The sequence below is a fragment of the Citrobacter sp. XY323 genome, assembly GCF_025106035.1.
GTDB lineage: Bacteria > Pseudomonadota > Gammaproteobacteria > Enterobacterales > Enterobacteriaceae > Citrobacter > Citrobacter braakii.
The window spans coordinates 1-17,009 of sequence record NZ_JANYUK010000004.1 but is presented as its reverse complement, the minus strand read 5'-3'; the positions used below and the strand labels follow the sequence as shown (position 1 = coordinate 17,009).

The window sequence follows — 17,009 nt, the reverse complement described above, 5'->3', positions numbered from 1 at the left end:
TGTATCTCCTTATTTACCCCAGTTGAGAGCAGGGGTGTGAACCGGTGCATCCCATAAGCTCAGCGTGTCGTCATCCACCTGTAACAGGGTGATTGAGAAGCCAGTCATATCCAGAGAGGTACAGTAAGAACCGATCAGGTTGCGCTCAATGACGATGCCGGCGTCCTGGCAACGGCTTTCGAGGCGGTTATACACGCCGTAGAGTTCTGACAGCGGCGTCGCACCGAGATTATTGACCAGCGCAATGACGCGATCGCCGCTTTGCAACGCGCGCTTGCTTTCTTTGCCTTCCTGCCACGCGCCCTGAACGTTGTCCCAGTGGCGGAGCGTACGGCTGTAGTTGCCGTTTTCCAGCAGGGTATCGAACATTTCATCAACGGTCTGATCGAGGGAAGTGAAGGTGCGGCGGTCAATGCCCGGTTCCCCGTGGATACCCACGCCAAACTCCATTTCGTTATCCTGCAACGTGAACGACGGTTGTCCGGCGGCCGGAACGGTACAGGCGCCAATGGCTATCCCAATGGAGTGGCCCTGATTATTCAGTTTACGACCCAGCGCTGCACAAACTTCCAGTGAGTCACCGCGTTCAGCGGCAGCGCCGACCAGTTTTTCGATCAATACGGTATTCGCCACACCACGACGACCGGCGGTATACAGACTGTCTTTCACCGCCACGTCGTCATCCACTACCATGGTGGTGACTTTGACGCCGCTTTCATGCAACAGCTCGGTGGCGGTTTCGAAATTAAGAATATCGCCGGTGTAATTTTTGATGATCAGCAGTACGCCTTCGCCGCCATCAATTTGCATGGCGCATTCGAACATTTTATCCGGCGTGGGTGAGGTAAAAATTTCACCCGGGCAGGCACCAGAGAGCATGCCCTGACCAATGTAACCGCAGTGCATAGGCTCGTGTCCGCTGCCGCCGCCGGAAAGCAGCGCCACTTTGCCCATTACCGGCGCATCTGCGCGGGTGACATATACCGGATCCTGATGCAGTGCCAGGGAAGGATACGCTTTCGCCAGTCCGGCGAGTTGTTCAGTCAGTACGTCTTCAACACGGTTAATCAATTTTTTCATTATTTATGCTCCGCAGACAGTCCTGGATGGCTGCCAGATTCGGGCAGGCATCTGATGTAGGGTATCGGGTTATACAACGCCACGGCGACTGCTCGCTGCCGATAAGGTAATTTTGCACACGGGTTGGCAAAAGAAAATTGCTGTAATGGGCGTTTCAATACGAAACGTAGCAACATAATAATGTTCCGTATTGGAACGTCATGGTGCATAAAACAGCGAAAATGAGAGGTTGGGCCGTATTTGGCCGGGAAGCTGATTCACGGGTGTTTATGGAAAACAAACCACCTGCAGAGCAGGTGGTTTGTAGGCATGGTCGATTTCGGCGTTAGCCCGGATAAATTCCGCGATCTTTACGTGCCAGCAGAATGCGTTCGCAGGCAACAATGTAGGCTGCCGTACGCAGTGAGCAGGATTTCTCTGCCGCTTTTTCCCACACGTGAACCATCGCATCGGTCATGATTTTGTCCATGCGATTGTTAATCTCTTCTTCGCTCCAGAAGAAGCTAGCCATGTCCTGAACCCATTCGAAGTAGCTGACGGTTACGCCGCCGGCGTTACAAACAACGTCTGGGACAACCACGATACCGCGGCTTGCCAGAACGTCGTCGGCGTCCGGATAGGTTGGGCCGTTAGCGCCTTCGAGTACCAGTTTACAGGTCAGCGTTTCCGCGCGGTGACGGGTGATCTGGCCTTCGAGCGCGGCCGGGATCAGAATATCCATCTCCAGGCTCCAGAAGGCTTCGCTGGCAATGGTTTCAGCGCCCGGGAAACCGGCAATCTGTTTGTGCTCCAGCTGCCAGGCAGACAACGCGGCCATGTCGATACCCGTTGAGTTAAACAGCGTTGCGGTGTGATCCTGAATCGCGACCACGCGTGCTCCTGCTGCCGCGAACAGGCGGGCGGCTTCGCTGCCGACGTTACCAAAACCTTGCACCGCTACGCGAGCGCCTTCAACGTCGATGTTGGCACGACGCGCCACTTCCAGACCGCTGACGAAAACACCACGACCGGTGGCTTTATCACGACCTAACGAGCCGCCGAGGTGAATAGGTTTACCGGTGACCACGCTGGTCACGGTGGTGCCGTGGTTCATGGAGTAGGTATCCATCATCCAGGCCATTACTTTTCCGTTAGTCCCCACATCCGGCGCAGGAATATCTTTCTGCGGCCCGATGATAATGCCGATTTCGCTGGTATAACGGCGGGTTAAACGCTCCAGTTCACCTTCGGAAAGCGAGAACGGATCGACGCGCACGCCACCTTTCGCACCGCCGTACGGCAGGTTCAACGCTGCGCATTTGATGGTCATCCATGCGGACAGGGCCATCACTTCATTAAGATCGACATCAGGATGATAACGCACACCGCCTTTGCCCGGCCCGCGGGAGAGGTTATGTTGCACGCGATACCCTTCAAAATGACGGATAGTACCGTCATCCATCTGCACCGGGATATCGACAATCAGCGCGCGTTTTGGGTGGCGCAGGGTATCCACCCAATGGGAAAGTTCGCCCAGGTAAGGGGCCACACGCTCGATTTGTTGCAGGTAGGTATTCCAGGCAGATGTGCTGCTATCTGAAGCGTAAGATAACTTATCCATGATAAACCTTAGTTATAAAAGTAATATGTTCTTAATTTGGCCGTGGTATACAGTGAATCACACCATATGAACCTAAATTTAACATTTATTTCATGGAATGGCCTGTCCGGCTAACACGGTTTATCGGCATGAAGCGTGTGGGTTTTAGCTGAGAAGTGAATAGTTATTCTTTGATTGTGCAGATATTTCGGTTATTTTGCTGACTGGATAATTTAATATGCATGATTTATAAAAATCGCAATTTGTCAGATTTATGACGCACCTCTAAAAGTAAATAATATGATAATAAAATGTATTTGCTTTATTGCGATTAAGCTGAGGTCAGTAGGTCACGGCGATGGTAACGGTATCAGCATAGTTGTCAGGCGTGTAGTTCGCGCTGGGAACGGTGGCGTAAACCGGGTAGGTGGTGGTGGTTCCCGTACCGTTGCCCGCGACAGTATTGAGCGATGAATTGCCCCAAACCGTACCGGACGGCCCCGGCGTCGAGCTAAGCTGGTAGGGGACCTTGTCCGTATTTGACCCCGTGCCGGACATCACGCCGCTGCCTGCCGTATTGCCGTTAGAGGGCTGAAGTCCGATGGTGTAAGGCGTGTTATTGGAACATGCTACGCCCACGGTATTTGAAGCCGTTAGGTTACGCCCGGTCGCCCCGGCTGGCGCAAAGCTAATATTGGTTGCAGAGGTGATATTGCACTGTTTGCTGACCGTCGCCGATACGGTGAAGGGAAGCCTGGCGGCAACGGTATCGCCACAGGTGGTCGGCGGGAAAAGCAATCCAGGATTGAGGGTGACAAGGGCTGTCGCCGCCGTATAGCTATCCTGATAGCTTCCGGGGACGGCTGAAGTTTGTGGCGTGACAATCTGCGCTGATACCGTGAGTGAGCCCGTCACTGGCGTCAGGTTCAGCAGGTTAAGCTGTACCATTGGAAAAGTTGTTCCCGACTGATACTGACTCCCCCAGACTTTGGTGTGTCCGGCATCCTGGTAAAGCTGGTATGCCAGCGTTCTGGCAGGTGTTCCGTTTAATGACATATTTCGAGGTGTCACCTGGCCACTGACGGCTGAGGAGCCAATATTAAAACAGAGGTTGATCCCTGCCAGCACGTCGCCAAGCTCTTTGGTGCAGGTGTAGTTGAACGTCATTGATGACGTTGTGCCTGTCGCAGACAGCGGATTGACTGAGCCCAAATTTATGGGTTGCACATTGCTCACCGAACAGGTTACGGCATGGCTAATCGCCGGACAAAAGAGTACGGCTGCGATGAGTAACAGATGCCTTAACCTCATGAGCGCACTCCTGTTAGTGTGGCCGGCAAACCAGTGGACCTATTTGCACAATCCCCTTTGCGGAAGTGGGATAGTCAAATTGCACGCGACAACTGCCGGCGTCTGTCTCAACGCGTAGCGCGTTGTGCTGTTCCAGCATGTCGAACCAGGTCATCCCATCAAAACCAACGACAGACGATTGTCCTGCTCCGCTGATGGCGTATGCCATGCTGCCTTCGGGAATGGGTTTACCCTGATTGTCGACGAGGATGACCTGCGCAGCGCGTACCGGGGTAATGCCAAAGCTAACCAGTGTACCGGAACGATCGGCAGGCGTTGCATTCGCCTCAACGCGCGCGATCCGCATATTGGCGGGGAGATCCATTGGGTCAATACTGATCAGGTTTTTTTGATAACTGTTCAGTGGCGTGACCAGCAATAGCCCCTGGTCGTCGCTGCGACCAATCAGGTTATTTTGTAATTTAATCGGGACGTCAGGAACGCCGTCAGTGGATACGACGGCAAAGCCATTGTTGATTTCACGTGCTGCAAACAGGCCGCCTCCCATGGTAACAAGCGATCCGGTGGCGCCTGCGTAGCCGTAGTGGTTATCCGGTAAACGGCTGAATCCCGCGTACGCTTTACCATAACGCCCCAGATATCCCACTTCTCCCTGACCGCTTTGCCGGGAAGCCTGCTGACTGGCGGCCAGATTCCAGCCCCAGCCGCCGTCGGCAGGAGGCGTCAGGCTGGCGTTGAGCTGGTAGCCGGTTTCATCATTGGTGCGTTGTAGGGTGCTGCTGGCACTGAGATTGTTATCAGTGGTCATTGTCACCATCAGATAGAGACTGCGATCGCGGTTATCGTCGATGTTTTGGTTGAATCCGGCATTCAGTGAAATGTTGTCGGTAATCGATTTGAACCAGCTGGCGTTGGCGTAGCGCACCGCATTTTCGTGCGGATAACGAAACTGCAGGTAACTCAGGCTGACATTACCGGCAGCTTCCAGCGAATAGCCAATGACCGTATTGCTGTTAAGCGTCGGTGGCGGCTCGCCATAATGGGTGGCGACATCGCGATAATCGCCGGAAGTGGCTGTCGTACTGGTACTGAAATTAAACCGTTCGCCGGACCAACGATAACCAAAACTGTACAGAAAACCGTTCTTTCCTGCGTCGGTACTTGCGGCAATTGAGGTCGAAAACGTGCCGCTGCGGGTGCCTGGGATCCAGTCGTTACTGAAGCCTGCGTTAATCAGTCCATCGCTGGTTTCAGCGTGAGTCCCGGCGGTGAACGTATTGCTAAACCCACGACGCCATGTACCGCTCAGTACCAGTGCGCTGGCATAATCAAAAGAGGAGTAACCATAGTTTTCGCGTACCGTACCCAGTTCTGCAGACCAGGCAGTTAATCCTTCCCGCAGGAGTTGCTGATCGTTGTAGAACGAAAAATTTTGTATGCTCGTTCTGCCCAGCGCATCCGTCATCATTACCTGACCCGTTCCCGCGCCGCTGATGTTCGGCATTGTGTTGATCTGAAAGCTACCCGCGGGGACTTCTCCGTTGTAGTACCTGACGCCGTCGACGTACAGCTCAACGTTTGACGGCAACGTCGCGGAGCCAAGATATGCAGGGAGCGGGGTGGTTGGCATATAGGGCCGCAAACCAAAATCGGTTCCTATCTGAATGCCGCCGATACGCGTCGGCCGGGACCAGATAAGTGAACTGGTCAGGGTATCGCCAACGGTTACCGCCAGCATCGTTTCGGGAAATGACGTACGCCAGCTGGTATCGAGTCGCTCAACGCTGTTATCCGCATTTTCCTCGGTGGAATACTGCGTCAACTGGGTGGTGCTGAGCACGCCTGCAGCATTGAAAGCGCGGAGTTCGCTGAAGGTATTTATTGCGCTTTCATCCCCCTGTTGGGTATAGATATCGTAATTGAGCAGCGCTCCGCGTGATGTTGTCGCCGTCGGCGCGGTCTCCACGGGGGAGTTAAGCTGCGTGGTCGCAAGATCGAGTGAACTGAGTGGCGCAGTAAGCGAAAGCGTTTGCAACTGAACGTTATAGTCAATGGTTAGCTCGGGGATATCGTTCAGGCAGACGGCGTGAGTGGCGTCAGGCGCAAAGTGAAAGCCCATTTTTCGCAGGGTATCTGCCCCTGCATAGAGCTTTCCATTATCGTAACCCAAATGCACCAGCCCAACGGGATTCCCATTTAAGGTGACGTCGAGATACAAATTGACCCCCACGAGCTGCGCTGCGCCATTAATAACACCATCTTCGTTCTGGTTATTATTCAGCGTTTGTGCGCAAACCATTCCCGATATTAATACTCCATTGAGAAAGCAATATTTCACCAGAAGCCAGGATCTGTTACAGATCTTGTACTGTTTTTTGGCCATTGATTGTGACTTCAACTTTCCCGCCATCATGAGTATTACTGGCCGACGGAGAGACTATCCAGCGCATCGTTGAGCCGGGTAAAACGTAGCCTAACAGTCCGGGCGTAATAACTTTTTTAGCACCGTCAGGGCTTATAAATGTTGCAGCAGATAATTGTGCATGCCCATTTCCCTGGTTACTCACTTCAATAAATTTTTTGCCATCAAGCTGTTGTAATTTCCATTGCAATTTAGCCTGCGTTTGCGCCGCTGATGTTGGTTGAATGAAAACGGGGACGGAATAATGCAGCACAAACTGAAGCTTATTTTTTTCTACTTTTGCAGGCGGTAACTCATCTATCGATAACCGATAAGCGTCTTCAGCATGTGCCGAAGGTGGGCCGGTCCGAATAACGCGAATCAACTGACGTTCTCCGGGGGCTAATGCCAGCATCGGCGGGCTAATGACCAGCCCCTGAGAGGGGGAAAGTTTGTCGCCGTAAGCGCTCTGGCTCCAGCGAAAAACCCGAACCTGGGCATTGAGCACATTTTCACCCGCATTACTAAGCCAGATACCATCGGCATTTTGCGTCGCGAGCAAAGTTAATGTGACCGGGGCGATTTGCAGTCCGCTGGCGGCAGCAGGGTTGAGGCTCGCAACCATCCCTAACAGGCATGCGCAGGCACACTGCTGAACAGGCAGTTTTACTCTCATGTGGCTTCCTGAAGTTAGTAGTTAACGTTAACCGTTACCGTGTCGGCATAGTCGTCAGGAGTGAAGTTGGCGCTCGGTGCGGTGGCATAAACAGTAAACGTTTGCACCAGCCCGGTCCCCGTCGCCGCTACGCCGTTTCCAGGCGCGGTGTCGGTGGCGGTGTTCCCCCACACTGGACCTGTTGCTGATGTTCGATTTAGCTGGTAGGGCACTTTATCGGTATTAGTGGCAGCGTTAGCCACGGAGGACATGGCGCCTGAGCCCGTCGTCGTCCCCCCATTGGCGGCCGACGGCGCCAGGCCGATAAAATAGGGCGTGGTTTTTGAGCAATTAATCGAAATCGTGTTGCTTGCATTGGTATTTGTTGCCGTGGTATTCACCGGTCCAAGCGTGATATTTGAAGCCGAACCGGCAGTCACGGTACAGGCCTTTTGAATCGTCATCAGTACCTGAAATGTTCCGTTAACGGTTGCTGCATTTGCCACGGGAATAATGGAAAAGGCGCAGCAACAAAGAATTAAGCGTTTGTCTAAGACTAGAGCCATATCCTTTACCTTTTTCAAATAACCACATTTATTACTTTAGAAAAACAATAATGTGGTACAGGAAGACATGGTTTAACCCTAGAATAAGTATTAGGCGTGCGCCAGTTGATCTAATAAATTTTACTTAGGAAAAAGGTGATGTCGTTTGCAAAAAAATAATACCCACGGGTGAGTATATTGTTTTGTTTTTATGCTACTGCGGGTATTAAGTCAGGCGGGTAGGGAACACAGATTCATTGGATGGCATTCAAAATAACCACCCAAAAAATGAGAATTAGTAAGATTTATCTTACTCAGCTCATTACTGCGATACATGTTGGTTACGGGCTGTGAAAAATGACTTTATAACCTTGTTCGTTCCAGTGTTGTAGAAGTTCATTTTGTCTGCGGGTTGGCGTGATACCAGTCCAGACAAAAAGCGTTTGCCCGGGGAAGAGTTCAGGTCTTGGCGATTCAATGGGTTCAGCAAGCACGGCAATATGCCAGCCCGATTGCGATAAACGCCAGGCTTCGAGCCATAAACGGGTTCGGTCTTCAACATCCCAGGCCATCAGGATGGCATCTTTCCCTGATTTGCGGCGCGTTTCAGACAGCAGGGTGGCTACATATTCAATCAATGCGCCATCAAGCATACTGTTCATGATGCGGGATGTATTATGGTCAAGTATCAACCGCTGACGCACGGGAAGATAAACGCGATCAATCAACGCATCTACGGGGTAGGCGCGACCGAGTGCGATAATTTTGGCTCGCAGCTTCGGGGGATACGCCATACGAAGAATGCCCATCATCTCTTCTTGCAATTGATTCCAGTCGTCGTCAGTTTCACGGGTACTGGTTTCCAGCAATGCTTTAACTTTGCCAACGGGTGTGCCACTGCTAATCCAACGTTTTATTTCTTCAATACGTTGAATATCCTCTTCATCAAAGAGTCGGTGGCCACCTTCGCTGCGTTGAGGTTTGAGTAAACCGTAACGTCGTTGCCATGCCCGAAGGGTGACAGGATTTATCCCGCAACGTTCTGCGACATCCCCAATGCTGTAATAAGCCATAATTCCCCCAGACACTCCTGATTCTCCGTCACCGATATGCGGTTCCTGCTACTTTGTACAACATGCATCAAATTGTACAAAACATACATAGGATTCTAGCAAAATTAAGATTTACTTTACTATCACGTAGGGAGTAAATGCTGAATTTTTATGTTCAGCATAAAAGAGGTGGCGGGATTATTGTGTAATAACAATAGGTTAATTATTATAACGTTGAGAAATCATTTTTTCTCTGGCCACGCGACAGACGGAGTACCATTCAGACAGGCTTTTGCAAAAAGGTTACCCTGGAAGATCTCAATACCCGCGGATTCAAGCCACATCCACTCTTCAGGTTTTTCGACGCCGACCGCAGAAATCATTATCTCCAGTGAAGCGCAGCATTTGATTATGGCCTGAATGATGGCCTGCCGTGGTCCACTTTTATGCACATCAGTGATGAGTTCGCGGCTTATCTTAATTCGGTCCGGTTGAAAGCGAGACAAAAGCTGAAGCCCGGCAAAACCTGCCCCGAAATGATCTATCGCCACACATATACCCGCTGCCTTGAGTGATTTCACGGCCTGCGCGAACGTATCAAAACGCGAAATAACTTCACTTTCGGTAAACTCTACAATGATTTGTTCAGGCACCAGTCCATGCGCCGCGATTTCGTTTATAAGAAAGCTGACTGCATCGGGTCTGTTTACCAGGGTCATGGGTAACAGATTAACCGACAGCATTTTGTGATTAAGACCCAGTGCGCTTGCCATTGCAAATGCAGTCTTTTTGCTCTGCAGATCAGCGGTATACACATCTTCAGGTTTGAATTTGTCAAAATATGTTGCGGGCGTTTCACCGTCTTTACCGCGAATAAGGGCTTCCAGCGCAATGACGCGCTGTGACATAGGATCGATAATTGGTTGAAAAGCAAAGCTGAAATCTGTATCTGACGGGAGTGTGCTTTCATCCAGGATGGTACAGGTATTGTCGGTTATAAAACTCCAGTAATCAGGCGCAGGTATTTCAAAATAGCTCGATTTTTCCGTGGCGAGGACAAATGTGCGGAAAAACTGTAATGCTCTGTCATCATACGTGAGCTGAAATTTGGACGTACCCTTATTGAGTACAGCTTGCAGGACGTCATTCCGTTCATGTTTTTGTAAATCAAATAACTCCATCCCTACATTTCCGAATCTTCTCGCAGGTGCGTAATCACACATCAGTTCAACGATATTGTGGTGCCGGGGGTCGTTACAAATACAACGATAGATCTCTTTTACCTGCTCCTCTGGGCCTTCAAGCAGTTGGAAAAAGTGATGGCCGTTAAAGAGTAAGATCCCCGTAACATCTGATCGCCTGTTTTTGATATTTGCGGCTGTCACCATATCCTCAAGCGCTTTGAGAGGGGCGTCTTCACGTAGATGGCTACGGTAAATAATGGTCGTGAGCATGGACAGTCCGGGATCAAGGAAGGAGAAGAGGTCTGGTCAGTATCAGACAAACCAGGTTACGCCCTGATTTTAATACATAATTCTAACTTTGTCTTTACAAGTAATCGGGGCTAATACAGATCAATTATCATTGATAATACAAAGTGATTTGTACAAAGAAATTGAATTTCATGGAGAACTTAACCATCGTAACAGCATGATTTAATTAGTTTAGCATTTTTTGCTAAAAATTAGCGTGCTATGTTGTACACATTTTCGGTACAGCTTTGCTACTGTTATAAAACTTAATATTCACCAGCATTTTGTTACAGGAGCACTCCATGCAGCAGCATACTGTTCGCACTGATTCTGCAAGCGCGATTTCTCGTTACTTTGCTAAAGCGCATCTGCCAACCCAACAGGAAACGTTGGGCGAAATCGTGACTGAGATACTAAAAGATGGGCGCAATCTCAGTCGCAAATCACTGTGTACCAAACTTCTGCACCGTCTTGAAAATGCATCAGGTGAGAATGAACAGAAACATTACAATGCGTTAATCGGCCTGCTTTTCGAATAAAATAAAGCCCTACTATGATAATGGGTAAGTAGTGAAGGAGTTATGAAGAAACCTGACAGTGAACGCTTGAAACATGAAATTACAGGTTTGGCTGTGCTAGAAATTTTGCGAATGCATACAGACGTTTCGTTAGCTGCACTGATTAAGCAATTGCGGCTTATGCATGCCAGTGAAATGGATGGTACACGTAAACAATTAATTGACAGCGTTATCAATGATTTCACAAATGTTAATCCGGGGAAGATAAGCAGAAAACCGGAAAAAACGAGAGATGAGAGTGCTTTCAGTGCCAGCAAAAACCCTAAATTACATTAAAGATAATTCTCCAGACTATACAAGCGAGGTTACCATGCTTCATGAAATTAATGTCCACAGTGTAATGACGGATAAAGCTTTATCAAGTTACTTCCATAATGCAGGTGAACTATTAGCAGATGAGTCAGTGGTATTGGGGCAGGCGGTAACAAATGTAATTCTGGCAGGTGATAATGTTAATAATAAAAATATCATTTTAAGCCTGATTAGTTCGCTGGAGTCAACAACTGACGTTGTCAAGGCAGACATTATCAGAAAAACCCTGGAAATAGTGTTACGTTATACGGCTGATGACGTCTAATGAGATAACACATTAATATAAATACACAGCACAATTATTGTATGATGTAAGTTCTGTCGCTTCGCTGTTTGGATTAAGACTATACATAGCATCCTCTTATTTTTATGACTGCATATTATGGAGTTGATATGGCTAATTCAATTCCGGAAGATTTTATTTTCCGCTGCGCTTTGTATAAGGATATAGAGCGTAATGTCATGTTAAAACAGGGTTGTATCAGTAATGATGTTCTTATTCAGGCATTCAGCACGCAGTTGAAGAATGAGAAGAATGTGATACTGACCGATCTCTATTCACAGATTCTGGCACATCTTCAACTCGATAAAACTTCGCAGCCCGGTGAGGTCAATGGTGATTTTTCGTTGAGGTCATAATGATGAACATCGTGCAGGAACATGCTGGAAACGCAGTTTTATGGATTGATGATATCTATATCAGGCAAGGGTTAAAGAATATCCTTGCAGATATCGTTTTTGAAGATGACAAGGCGCGACTTGTTTTCTTCACCGCTAATCACTTTGACGCGGTAAAAAAGCAAAATTACGATCTGAGTACGTATCGTCTGGTGCTGCTGATTGATGGTCATCTGTATCAGTATCTCAATGATATCTCACTTTACAGACTGCCAGTAGATAGCGATGTTGCCTCAATCAAGCAATTTATTATTGATATTACTCGTGCTGGTGGTAAGCACGAGCATCAATCGGAACTCAATATCTCCTTGACTGCGCGAGATAAATATATTTTAACGCAGCTAGGGGAGGGGCGAACTGTTTTTGAGATATCTGCCATGTTAAATCTACACTTAAAAACCATTTACCAGGCCAGGCAGAATCTGATCAAGAAACTTGGTTGCTCAGGGCTGATTGATTTTCAGGGAATACTGCAAGCGCAAATATTCCGGAACTGGCTGAAGCATGCCTGATCATCGATACGCTAAACTTACCTTCAGCGATTTGTGTACGTTTAAATCAATCGCTCGGGTTATCTCATCGATGATGTCTTCTGTTCTGAACATAAATTAACGCTCATTATAAGAGGGCGATGATATAGCCTTGTCGAGATGCTTAAGATTTATTTATAGATTTCAGCAACCCCGTGCGGTTCAGCTCGTTAATAATGCACTCAGGTTCTTCACACAGAGGCATATTGTCTATATCTAAAACGCCATCATTTTTTTGTGGATCATCAGCCTGCAGGTCTGCAAACAGTGGAGTAAGATCCGGCTGTGCTTCGCCTCGTTCGGCCACCAGCTCAAACGTTTTATTTTTTGCCGCCTCGTTAGTCAGGGCACTGACCAGAACCTGGGCGATTTGCTGCCTTGATATCACACCATCTTCTGGTGTTCCTGCATGGCGACGATCCCCCTGAAGCAAAACGATTCTGTGTTCATCATCATTGTTGTAATCAAACCAGCCGGGTCTGACGATGGTATACGGGTGACCACTCGCTCTGACCAGACGTTCGGCACGTCTTTTCCAGTCATGAACCTCAGTGCGTTGATTCCAGGTGCTGAGTCGTTCAGTCACGCCAATCGTGGTCATTAAACCGATGCGTACAGGTGTATCCCTGAAGAGTCGTAAAGTGTTACGCACACCGCCGTAATCTATCGCTCTGGCGCCAATACGCCCCTGGCCATCGGAACCGAGCGTGAAGATGATGGCATCAATATCTTTCGGCAAATCGGTAAGTGTTTCAGGCATTGAAACATCGCCGTAAAAAACATCCGTTCCACGCGGAAGTAATTTTACTTTCCGTTTATTTCTGACCAGCGCCACGGGCTGATGACCCATTTCGATAGCGGTATTCACGACATGAAGACCAATACTTCCGGTCGCGCCTGCAATGAGTATTTTCATGATAAACCTTATGATAATTCAGACTTATTTTCTCTACAGCCAGAATATCAATTATCATTATTGTCAGTAATAGGGCTAAAATGATTGTGTCTATGAACACCCTTCATGAGTGCGCGATGAAGGGAATGCCACCATAAGGAAATCGCCGATGCTTAAAGAAAACTTCAACGAACTGCAAATCTTTCTGGTGGTGGCAAGGGAGCGAAGTTTTACCAAAGCAGCGGGCAAACTGGGTGTTTCTCAGTCTGCACTCAGCCATGCGATGAAGGCGCTGGAGGAAAGGCTCAATATCCGCCTTCTGACCCGTACGACCCGAAGCGTTGCCCCTACGGAAGCCGGTGAGAGAATTATTGCCTGCCTTGAACCGCGTATTGCCGATCTTGAACAGGAGCTGGAATCGCTGGTTCAACTGAACGGCACTGCCTCCGGCAATATCCGCTTATCTGCTGGGGAGCATGCCGCGCGAAGTCTGGTATGGCCAAAGTTAAAACCTTTCCTCAAAGAATATCCGGAAATTAATCTCGAACTGGTGGTTGATAACGGCTTTGTCGATATTGTTGAGGGCCGTTTTGATGCCGGGATCCGCCTGGGCGAAAGCGTGGATAAGGATATGGTTGCTGTAAGAATTGGCCCGGACATGCGCATGGCCGTGGTGGGAGCACCGTCTTACTTCGCGGCAAACCCTGCACCTGAAACGCCGCACGAGCTACAAAATCATCGGTGCATCAATATGCGCCTGCCGACTGCCGGTGGGCTTTATCACTGGGAGTTTGAGAAGGAAGGGAAACCGTTACGGGTCAGAGTGGAAGGGCAGGTAACGTTTAATCAGCAGGCAGAAAGGATTGATGCTGCTTTATCCGGTTTTGGCATTGCCTGTATGCCTGAAGACAGGGTGCAGGATTATATAAAGTCAGGAGAGCTTATTCAGGTTCTGCAGGACTGGTGCCCATCTTTTCCCGGCTATTATCTCTACTACCCGAGCCGTAAGCAGCACCCGCCCGCATTTGCGCTGATGATCGATGCACTTCGCTACGCCCAATAACGGGTCCGTAGACCCGTTCGGATATTAACGGCCTACGCGGGCCTGGTGCTCAGGAGAGTAACGTTCACCGACGATGTTAATCGTTTCCAGCGCCTGGGTTATCTGCTGCGTATCCTTCGGTGAAAGAATGATGTCGGCAGCCCCCAGGTTTTCCTCCAGCCGGTGTAGTTTGGTGGTACCAGGGATAGGAACAATCCACGGCTTTTGTGCCAGCAGCCATGCCAGCGCGATTTGTGCAGACGTCACACCTTTCTCTGCCGCCAGTTCACCCAGCAAGGTGACCAGCTTTTCATTGGCTTCAATCGCCTGCTCGGCGAAACGCGGCACTTGGCTTCTGTAATCATCCTTGCCAAAAGTGGTTCCTGGCTTAATCGATCCCGTCAGGAAGCCTTTGCCTAATGGGCTGAAGGGAACGAAACCAATACCCAGTTCCTCCAGTAACGGCAGGATTTCCTGCTCAGGTTCGCGCCACCACAGAGAGTATTCGCTTTGCAGCGCAGTGACCGGTTGTACGGCATGTGCACGACGAATGGTTTGTGCGCCCGCTTCGGACAGACCGAAATGTTTGACTTTGCCTTCCGCTATCAGGTCTTTCACGGTTCCCGCAACATCTTCAATAGGGACATCCGGGTCGACACGGTGTTGGTACAGCAGATCAATGACATCAGTCTTAAGGCGGCGTAATGATCCTTCCACAGCTTCACGGATATGTTCAGGACGGCTGTTTAAAATCTGCTGCTTGTTGTCCGCACCGAAGGTAAAACCAAACTTGGTGGCAATAACCACACGGTCACGAAACGGTTTTAAGGCTTCGCCTACAACCTCTTCATTAAGAAAGGGGCCATACACTTCAGCGGTATCGAAGAAGGTGACGCCACGTTCAACCGCAGCGCGAATGAGCTCGATAGCCTGACGGGTATCGGTCGCCGGACCGTAGCCATGGCTTAAGCCCATGCAGCCGAGCCCAAGCGCGGATACTTCGAGTCGGGATTTACCCAGATAACGTTTTTGCATTGAATGAATACCTCTTTTATCGCGACTTAAACATCAAGTTTGCGGCCGGTCAGCCATTCCACCATCGCCGGATCGCGGTGAGAGAAGAAGGCGCTGGTTGCAGTGTCGAGCGTGGCAATCAGCAACATATCCTCAGGACTAAGTTCAAAATCGAGAATGTTAATGTTCTCTGCCATGCGTTCTTTGCGCACCGATTTCGCCAGTGAAATGATGCCTCGCTGGAAGATCCAACGCAGAACAACCTGGCCCACGCTTTTGCCGTACTTCTGACCAATTGCCGTTAACACGGGATGCTGGAACAGACCATTTTTCCCTTCAGCAAACGGAGCCCAGGCTTCCGGCTGAATGCCACGGCTTTGATTCCAAGGAACGGCATGCAGCTGCTGGTTGAAGGGGTTAACTTCAATCTGGTTTACCGCAGGGGCAACGTTGTTGAAGGCGATAAGGTCGGCCAGTCTGTCAGGATGGAAGTTGCTGACGCCAATGGCGCGAATTTTTCCTTCCTGTTGTAATTCTTCCATGGCACGCCATGCCCCATGAACATCACCGTAAGGCTGGTGAATCAGATACAGGTCAACATAATCAAGTTGCAGACGATTCAGGGAGCGTTCGAACTGGGCTTTAGCGCCTTCGTAATGAGTATCCTGAAGCCACAGCTTGGTCGTTACAAAGAGTTCGTTACGGTCGATACCGCTTTGTTTCAGAGCGTTCCCGACCTGGGTTTCATTCTGGTAAGACGCGGCGGTATCGATCAGGCGGTATCCCGTATCGATGGCATCAATCACGGCTCTTTCGCATTCAGCGGCATCAGACATTTGAAACACACCAAAGCCCAGCAGGGGCATTTCAATACCGTTGTTCAGTTTTACAGTTTGCATGACGTTATCCTTTGGCTGTTGTCGAGGAAAAGCATAACGCAAAGTTATTTATTCGATTAGATGGGGTAATTAGCTAGGGTTTATTAGATGTGTTCATTAATTTTGAGGAGGGCTGACGGTCAACTTTTTGTCAGAAGCGGCTGTTGCTAACTCCCCACGATAATAATCGTTGGGGTTCTTCTCAAGCACAGAGCGTTGAACTTTTTTGTTAATGCCTGAGCGATAGTGCTTTTCCCACTTCCTGGCATGAAGCTGAGGATGATTAGCATAGTTTGGCTGTGAAATGATGAAATCCAAAAGTATTAAAACACACTACACTCTGACTTGGGGATTTTGCGGCTCTATTACTACAAGCGATATGACAAGCGTCGAAAAGTGTTACTGCCAGCGTTACTCGTGGCGATCTCTGGGTCTGCCCGCTTAGCCGTTCCATGCCAAAATCGGATGTAGTTGGTATTGTTAATAAGTTAACAAGTTATTAATTCATCAAAAAATATACATTACCGTAACAAGGAATATATTTTTAACTGCTCAACACTCCCCTATAAATATTAAACACATGCTTGTTTGCATCTACCTTTGGTTGAAAGTCATGTTGTCGTATGTTTATTTAACTCGTTACCGCTGGAGTTAGGAATATTGATTAGAAGAAAATACTGGAGGTGATAGCAAAACGGTTAGTAATTGTTCTGTGAAAAGTATAAATCAGTGATAAAAATCACAAAATAATCTTAAATTCGGCTAATTGTCCTGTAATCTATATTATCTCCACTAAATGAATCGCACAAAACCTGAGCGTTTTTTAAAAAATATGACAAAGAATTGTAAACTGCCTCTATCCGAGACTATAGCTCTTGGGGGGATGACGCTGGCTCTTTTTCTTGGTGCTGGCAATATTATATTCCCGCCGCTGGTCGGCATGCAGGCGGGCGCAAACGCCTTTAATGCAGGCTTTGGCTTTATCAT

The 17,009-nt window shown here is 48.9% G+C and carries 18 protein-coding genes; 7 read left to right on the top strand and 11 right to left on the bottom strand.

Annotated elements, in window-relative coordinates; genetic code table 11:
• Positions 1–9: 9 nt before the first annotated feature.
• The 8 genes from dhaK to N0B36_RS06420 form a co-directional block, all read right to left on the bottom strand.
• Positions 10–1,080, bottom strand: coding sequence for a dihydroxyacetone kinase subunit DhaK (gene dhaK, locus N0B36_RS06455; protein WP_103766401.1), 1,071 nt, complete (start codon positions 1,078–1,080; stop codon positions 10–12).
• A 325-nt stretch (positions 1,081–1,405) separates the two neighbouring features.
• The gene (locus N0B36_RS06450; protein ID WP_016153352.1) at positions 1,406–2,680 is read right to left on the bottom strand and encodes a Glu/Leu/Phe/Val dehydrogenase; all 1,275 of its coding nucleotides are present in this window, start codon (positions 2,678–2,680) and stop codon (positions 1,406–1,408) included.
• Between the two features lie 321 nt (positions 2,681–3,001).
• Positions 3,002–3,970 carry a spore coat protein U domain-containing protein gene (locus N0B36_RS06445; protein ID WP_216403234.1) on the bottom strand — a complete coding sequence of 323 codons (969 nt, stop codon included), beginning with the start codon at positions 3,968–3,970 and terminating at the stop codon, positions 3,002–3,004.
• Between the two features lie 13 nt (positions 3,971–3,983).
• Positions 3,984–6,269, bottom strand: coding sequence for a fimbria/pilus outer membrane usher protein (locus N0B36_RS06440; RefSeq protein WP_216403236.1), 2,286 nt, complete (start codon positions 6,267–6,269; stop codon positions 3,984–3,986).
• Between the two features lie 55 nt (positions 6,270–6,324).
• Complete coding sequence (locus N0B36_RS06435) at positions 6,325–7,047, bottom strand: molecular chaperone (protein WP_016153349.1); 723 nt, start codon at positions 7,045–7,047, stop codon at positions 6,325–6,327.
• Between the two features lie 14 nt (positions 7,048–7,061).
• The gene (locus tag N0B36_RS06430) at positions 7,062–7,592 is read right to left on the bottom strand and encodes a spore coat protein U domain-containing protein (protein WP_016153348.1); all 531 of its coding nucleotides are present in this window, start codon (positions 7,590–7,592) and stop codon (positions 7,062–7,064) included.
• Between the two features lie 320 nt (positions 7,593–7,912).
• Positions 7,913–8,644: a MerR family transcriptional regulator gene (locus N0B36_RS06425; RefSeq protein WP_032931597.1), complete on the bottom strand. Its 732-nt coding sequence runs from the start codon at positions 8,642–8,644 to the stop codon at positions 7,913–7,915.
• A 221-nt stretch (positions 8,645–8,865) separates the two neighbouring features.
• Positions 8,866–10,077 (bottom strand): diguanylate phosphodiesterase, encoded by a 1,212-nt coding sequence (locus N0B36_RS06420; RefSeq protein ID WP_200080020.1) that lies wholly within the window; start codon positions 10,075–10,077, stop codon positions 8,866–8,868.
• A 320-nt stretch (positions 10,078–10,397) separates the two neighbouring features.
• On the opposite strand from N0B36_RS06420, the gene ycgZ reads away from it, so the two are divergent.
• From ycgZ to N0B36_RS06395, 5 genes are all read left to right on the top strand, one after another.
• Positions 10,398–10,634, top strand: a complete 237-nt coding sequence (gene ycgZ, locus N0B36_RS06415) for a regulatory protein YcgZ (protein ID WP_016153345.1) — start codon at positions 10,398–10,400, stop codon at positions 10,632–10,634.
• Positions 10,635–10,676: 42 nt separating this feature from the next.
• Positions 10,677–10,949, top strand: coding sequence for a hypothetical protein (locus N0B36_RS06410; RefSeq protein ID WP_047502190.1), 273 nt, complete (start codon positions 10,677–10,679; stop codon positions 10,947–10,949).
• A 34-nt stretch (positions 10,950–10,983) separates the two neighbouring features.
• Positions 10,984–11,250, top strand: a complete 267-nt coding sequence (locus tag N0B36_RS06405) for a biofilm development regulator YmgB/AriR family protein (protein WP_016153343.1) — start codon at positions 10,984–10,986, stop codon at positions 11,248–11,250.
• 128 nt (positions 11,251–11,378) lie between these two features.
• On the top strand, positions 11,379–11,624 hold the full coding sequence (locus N0B36_RS06400; protein WP_016156767.1) for a hypothetical protein: 246 nt from the start codon (positions 11,379–11,381) through the stop codon (positions 11,622–11,624).
• The gene (locus N0B36_RS06395) at positions 11,624–12,175 is read left to right on the top strand and encodes a LuxR C-terminal-related transcriptional regulator (protein ID WP_049282650.1); all 552 of its coding nucleotides are present in this window, start codon (positions 11,624–11,626) and stop codon (positions 12,173–12,175) included. Before N0B36_RS06400 ends, N0B36_RS06395 begins: the two co-directional genes overlap by 1 nt.
• A gap of 142 nt (positions 12,176–12,317) precedes the next feature.
• On the opposite strand, the gene N0B36_RS06390 is transcribed toward N0B36_RS06395, so the two are convergent.
• A complete protein-coding gene (locus N0B36_RS06390; RefSeq protein WP_047502194.1) occupies positions 12,318–13,109 on the bottom strand; it encodes an SDR family oxidoreductase in 792 nt (263 codons plus the stop codon).
• Positions 13,110–13,257: 148 nt separating this feature from the next.
• Here N0B36_RS06390 and N0B36_RS06385 point away from each other — a divergent pair, with 148 nt between their 5' ends.
• Complete coding sequence (locus N0B36_RS06385) at positions 13,258–14,151, top strand: LysR family transcriptional regulator (protein WP_047502196.1); 894 nt, start codon at positions 13,258–13,260, stop codon at positions 14,149–14,151.
• Positions 14,152–14,175: 24 nt separating this feature from the next.
• On the opposite strand, the gene N0B36_RS06380 is transcribed toward N0B36_RS06385, so the two are convergent.
• Positions 14,176–15,165 carry an aldo/keto reductase gene (locus N0B36_RS06380; RefSeq protein ID WP_259686203.1) on the bottom strand — a complete coding sequence of 330 codons (990 nt, stop codon included), beginning with the start codon at positions 15,163–15,165 and terminating at the stop codon, positions 14,176–14,178.
• Positions 15,166–15,191: 26 nt separating this feature from the next.
• On the bottom strand, positions 15,192–16,043 hold the full coding sequence (locus N0B36_RS06375; protein ID WP_259686202.1) for an aldo/keto reductase: 852 nt from the start codon (positions 16,041–16,043) through the stop codon (positions 15,192–15,194).
• 811 nt (positions 16,044–16,854) lie between these two features.
• Here N0B36_RS06375 and N0B36_RS06370 point away from each other — a divergent pair.
• On the top strand, positions 16,855–17,009 hold a 155-nt coding region (locus N0B36_RS06370; protein ID WP_259687137.1), incomplete at its 3' end, for a branched-chain amino acid transport system II carrier protein.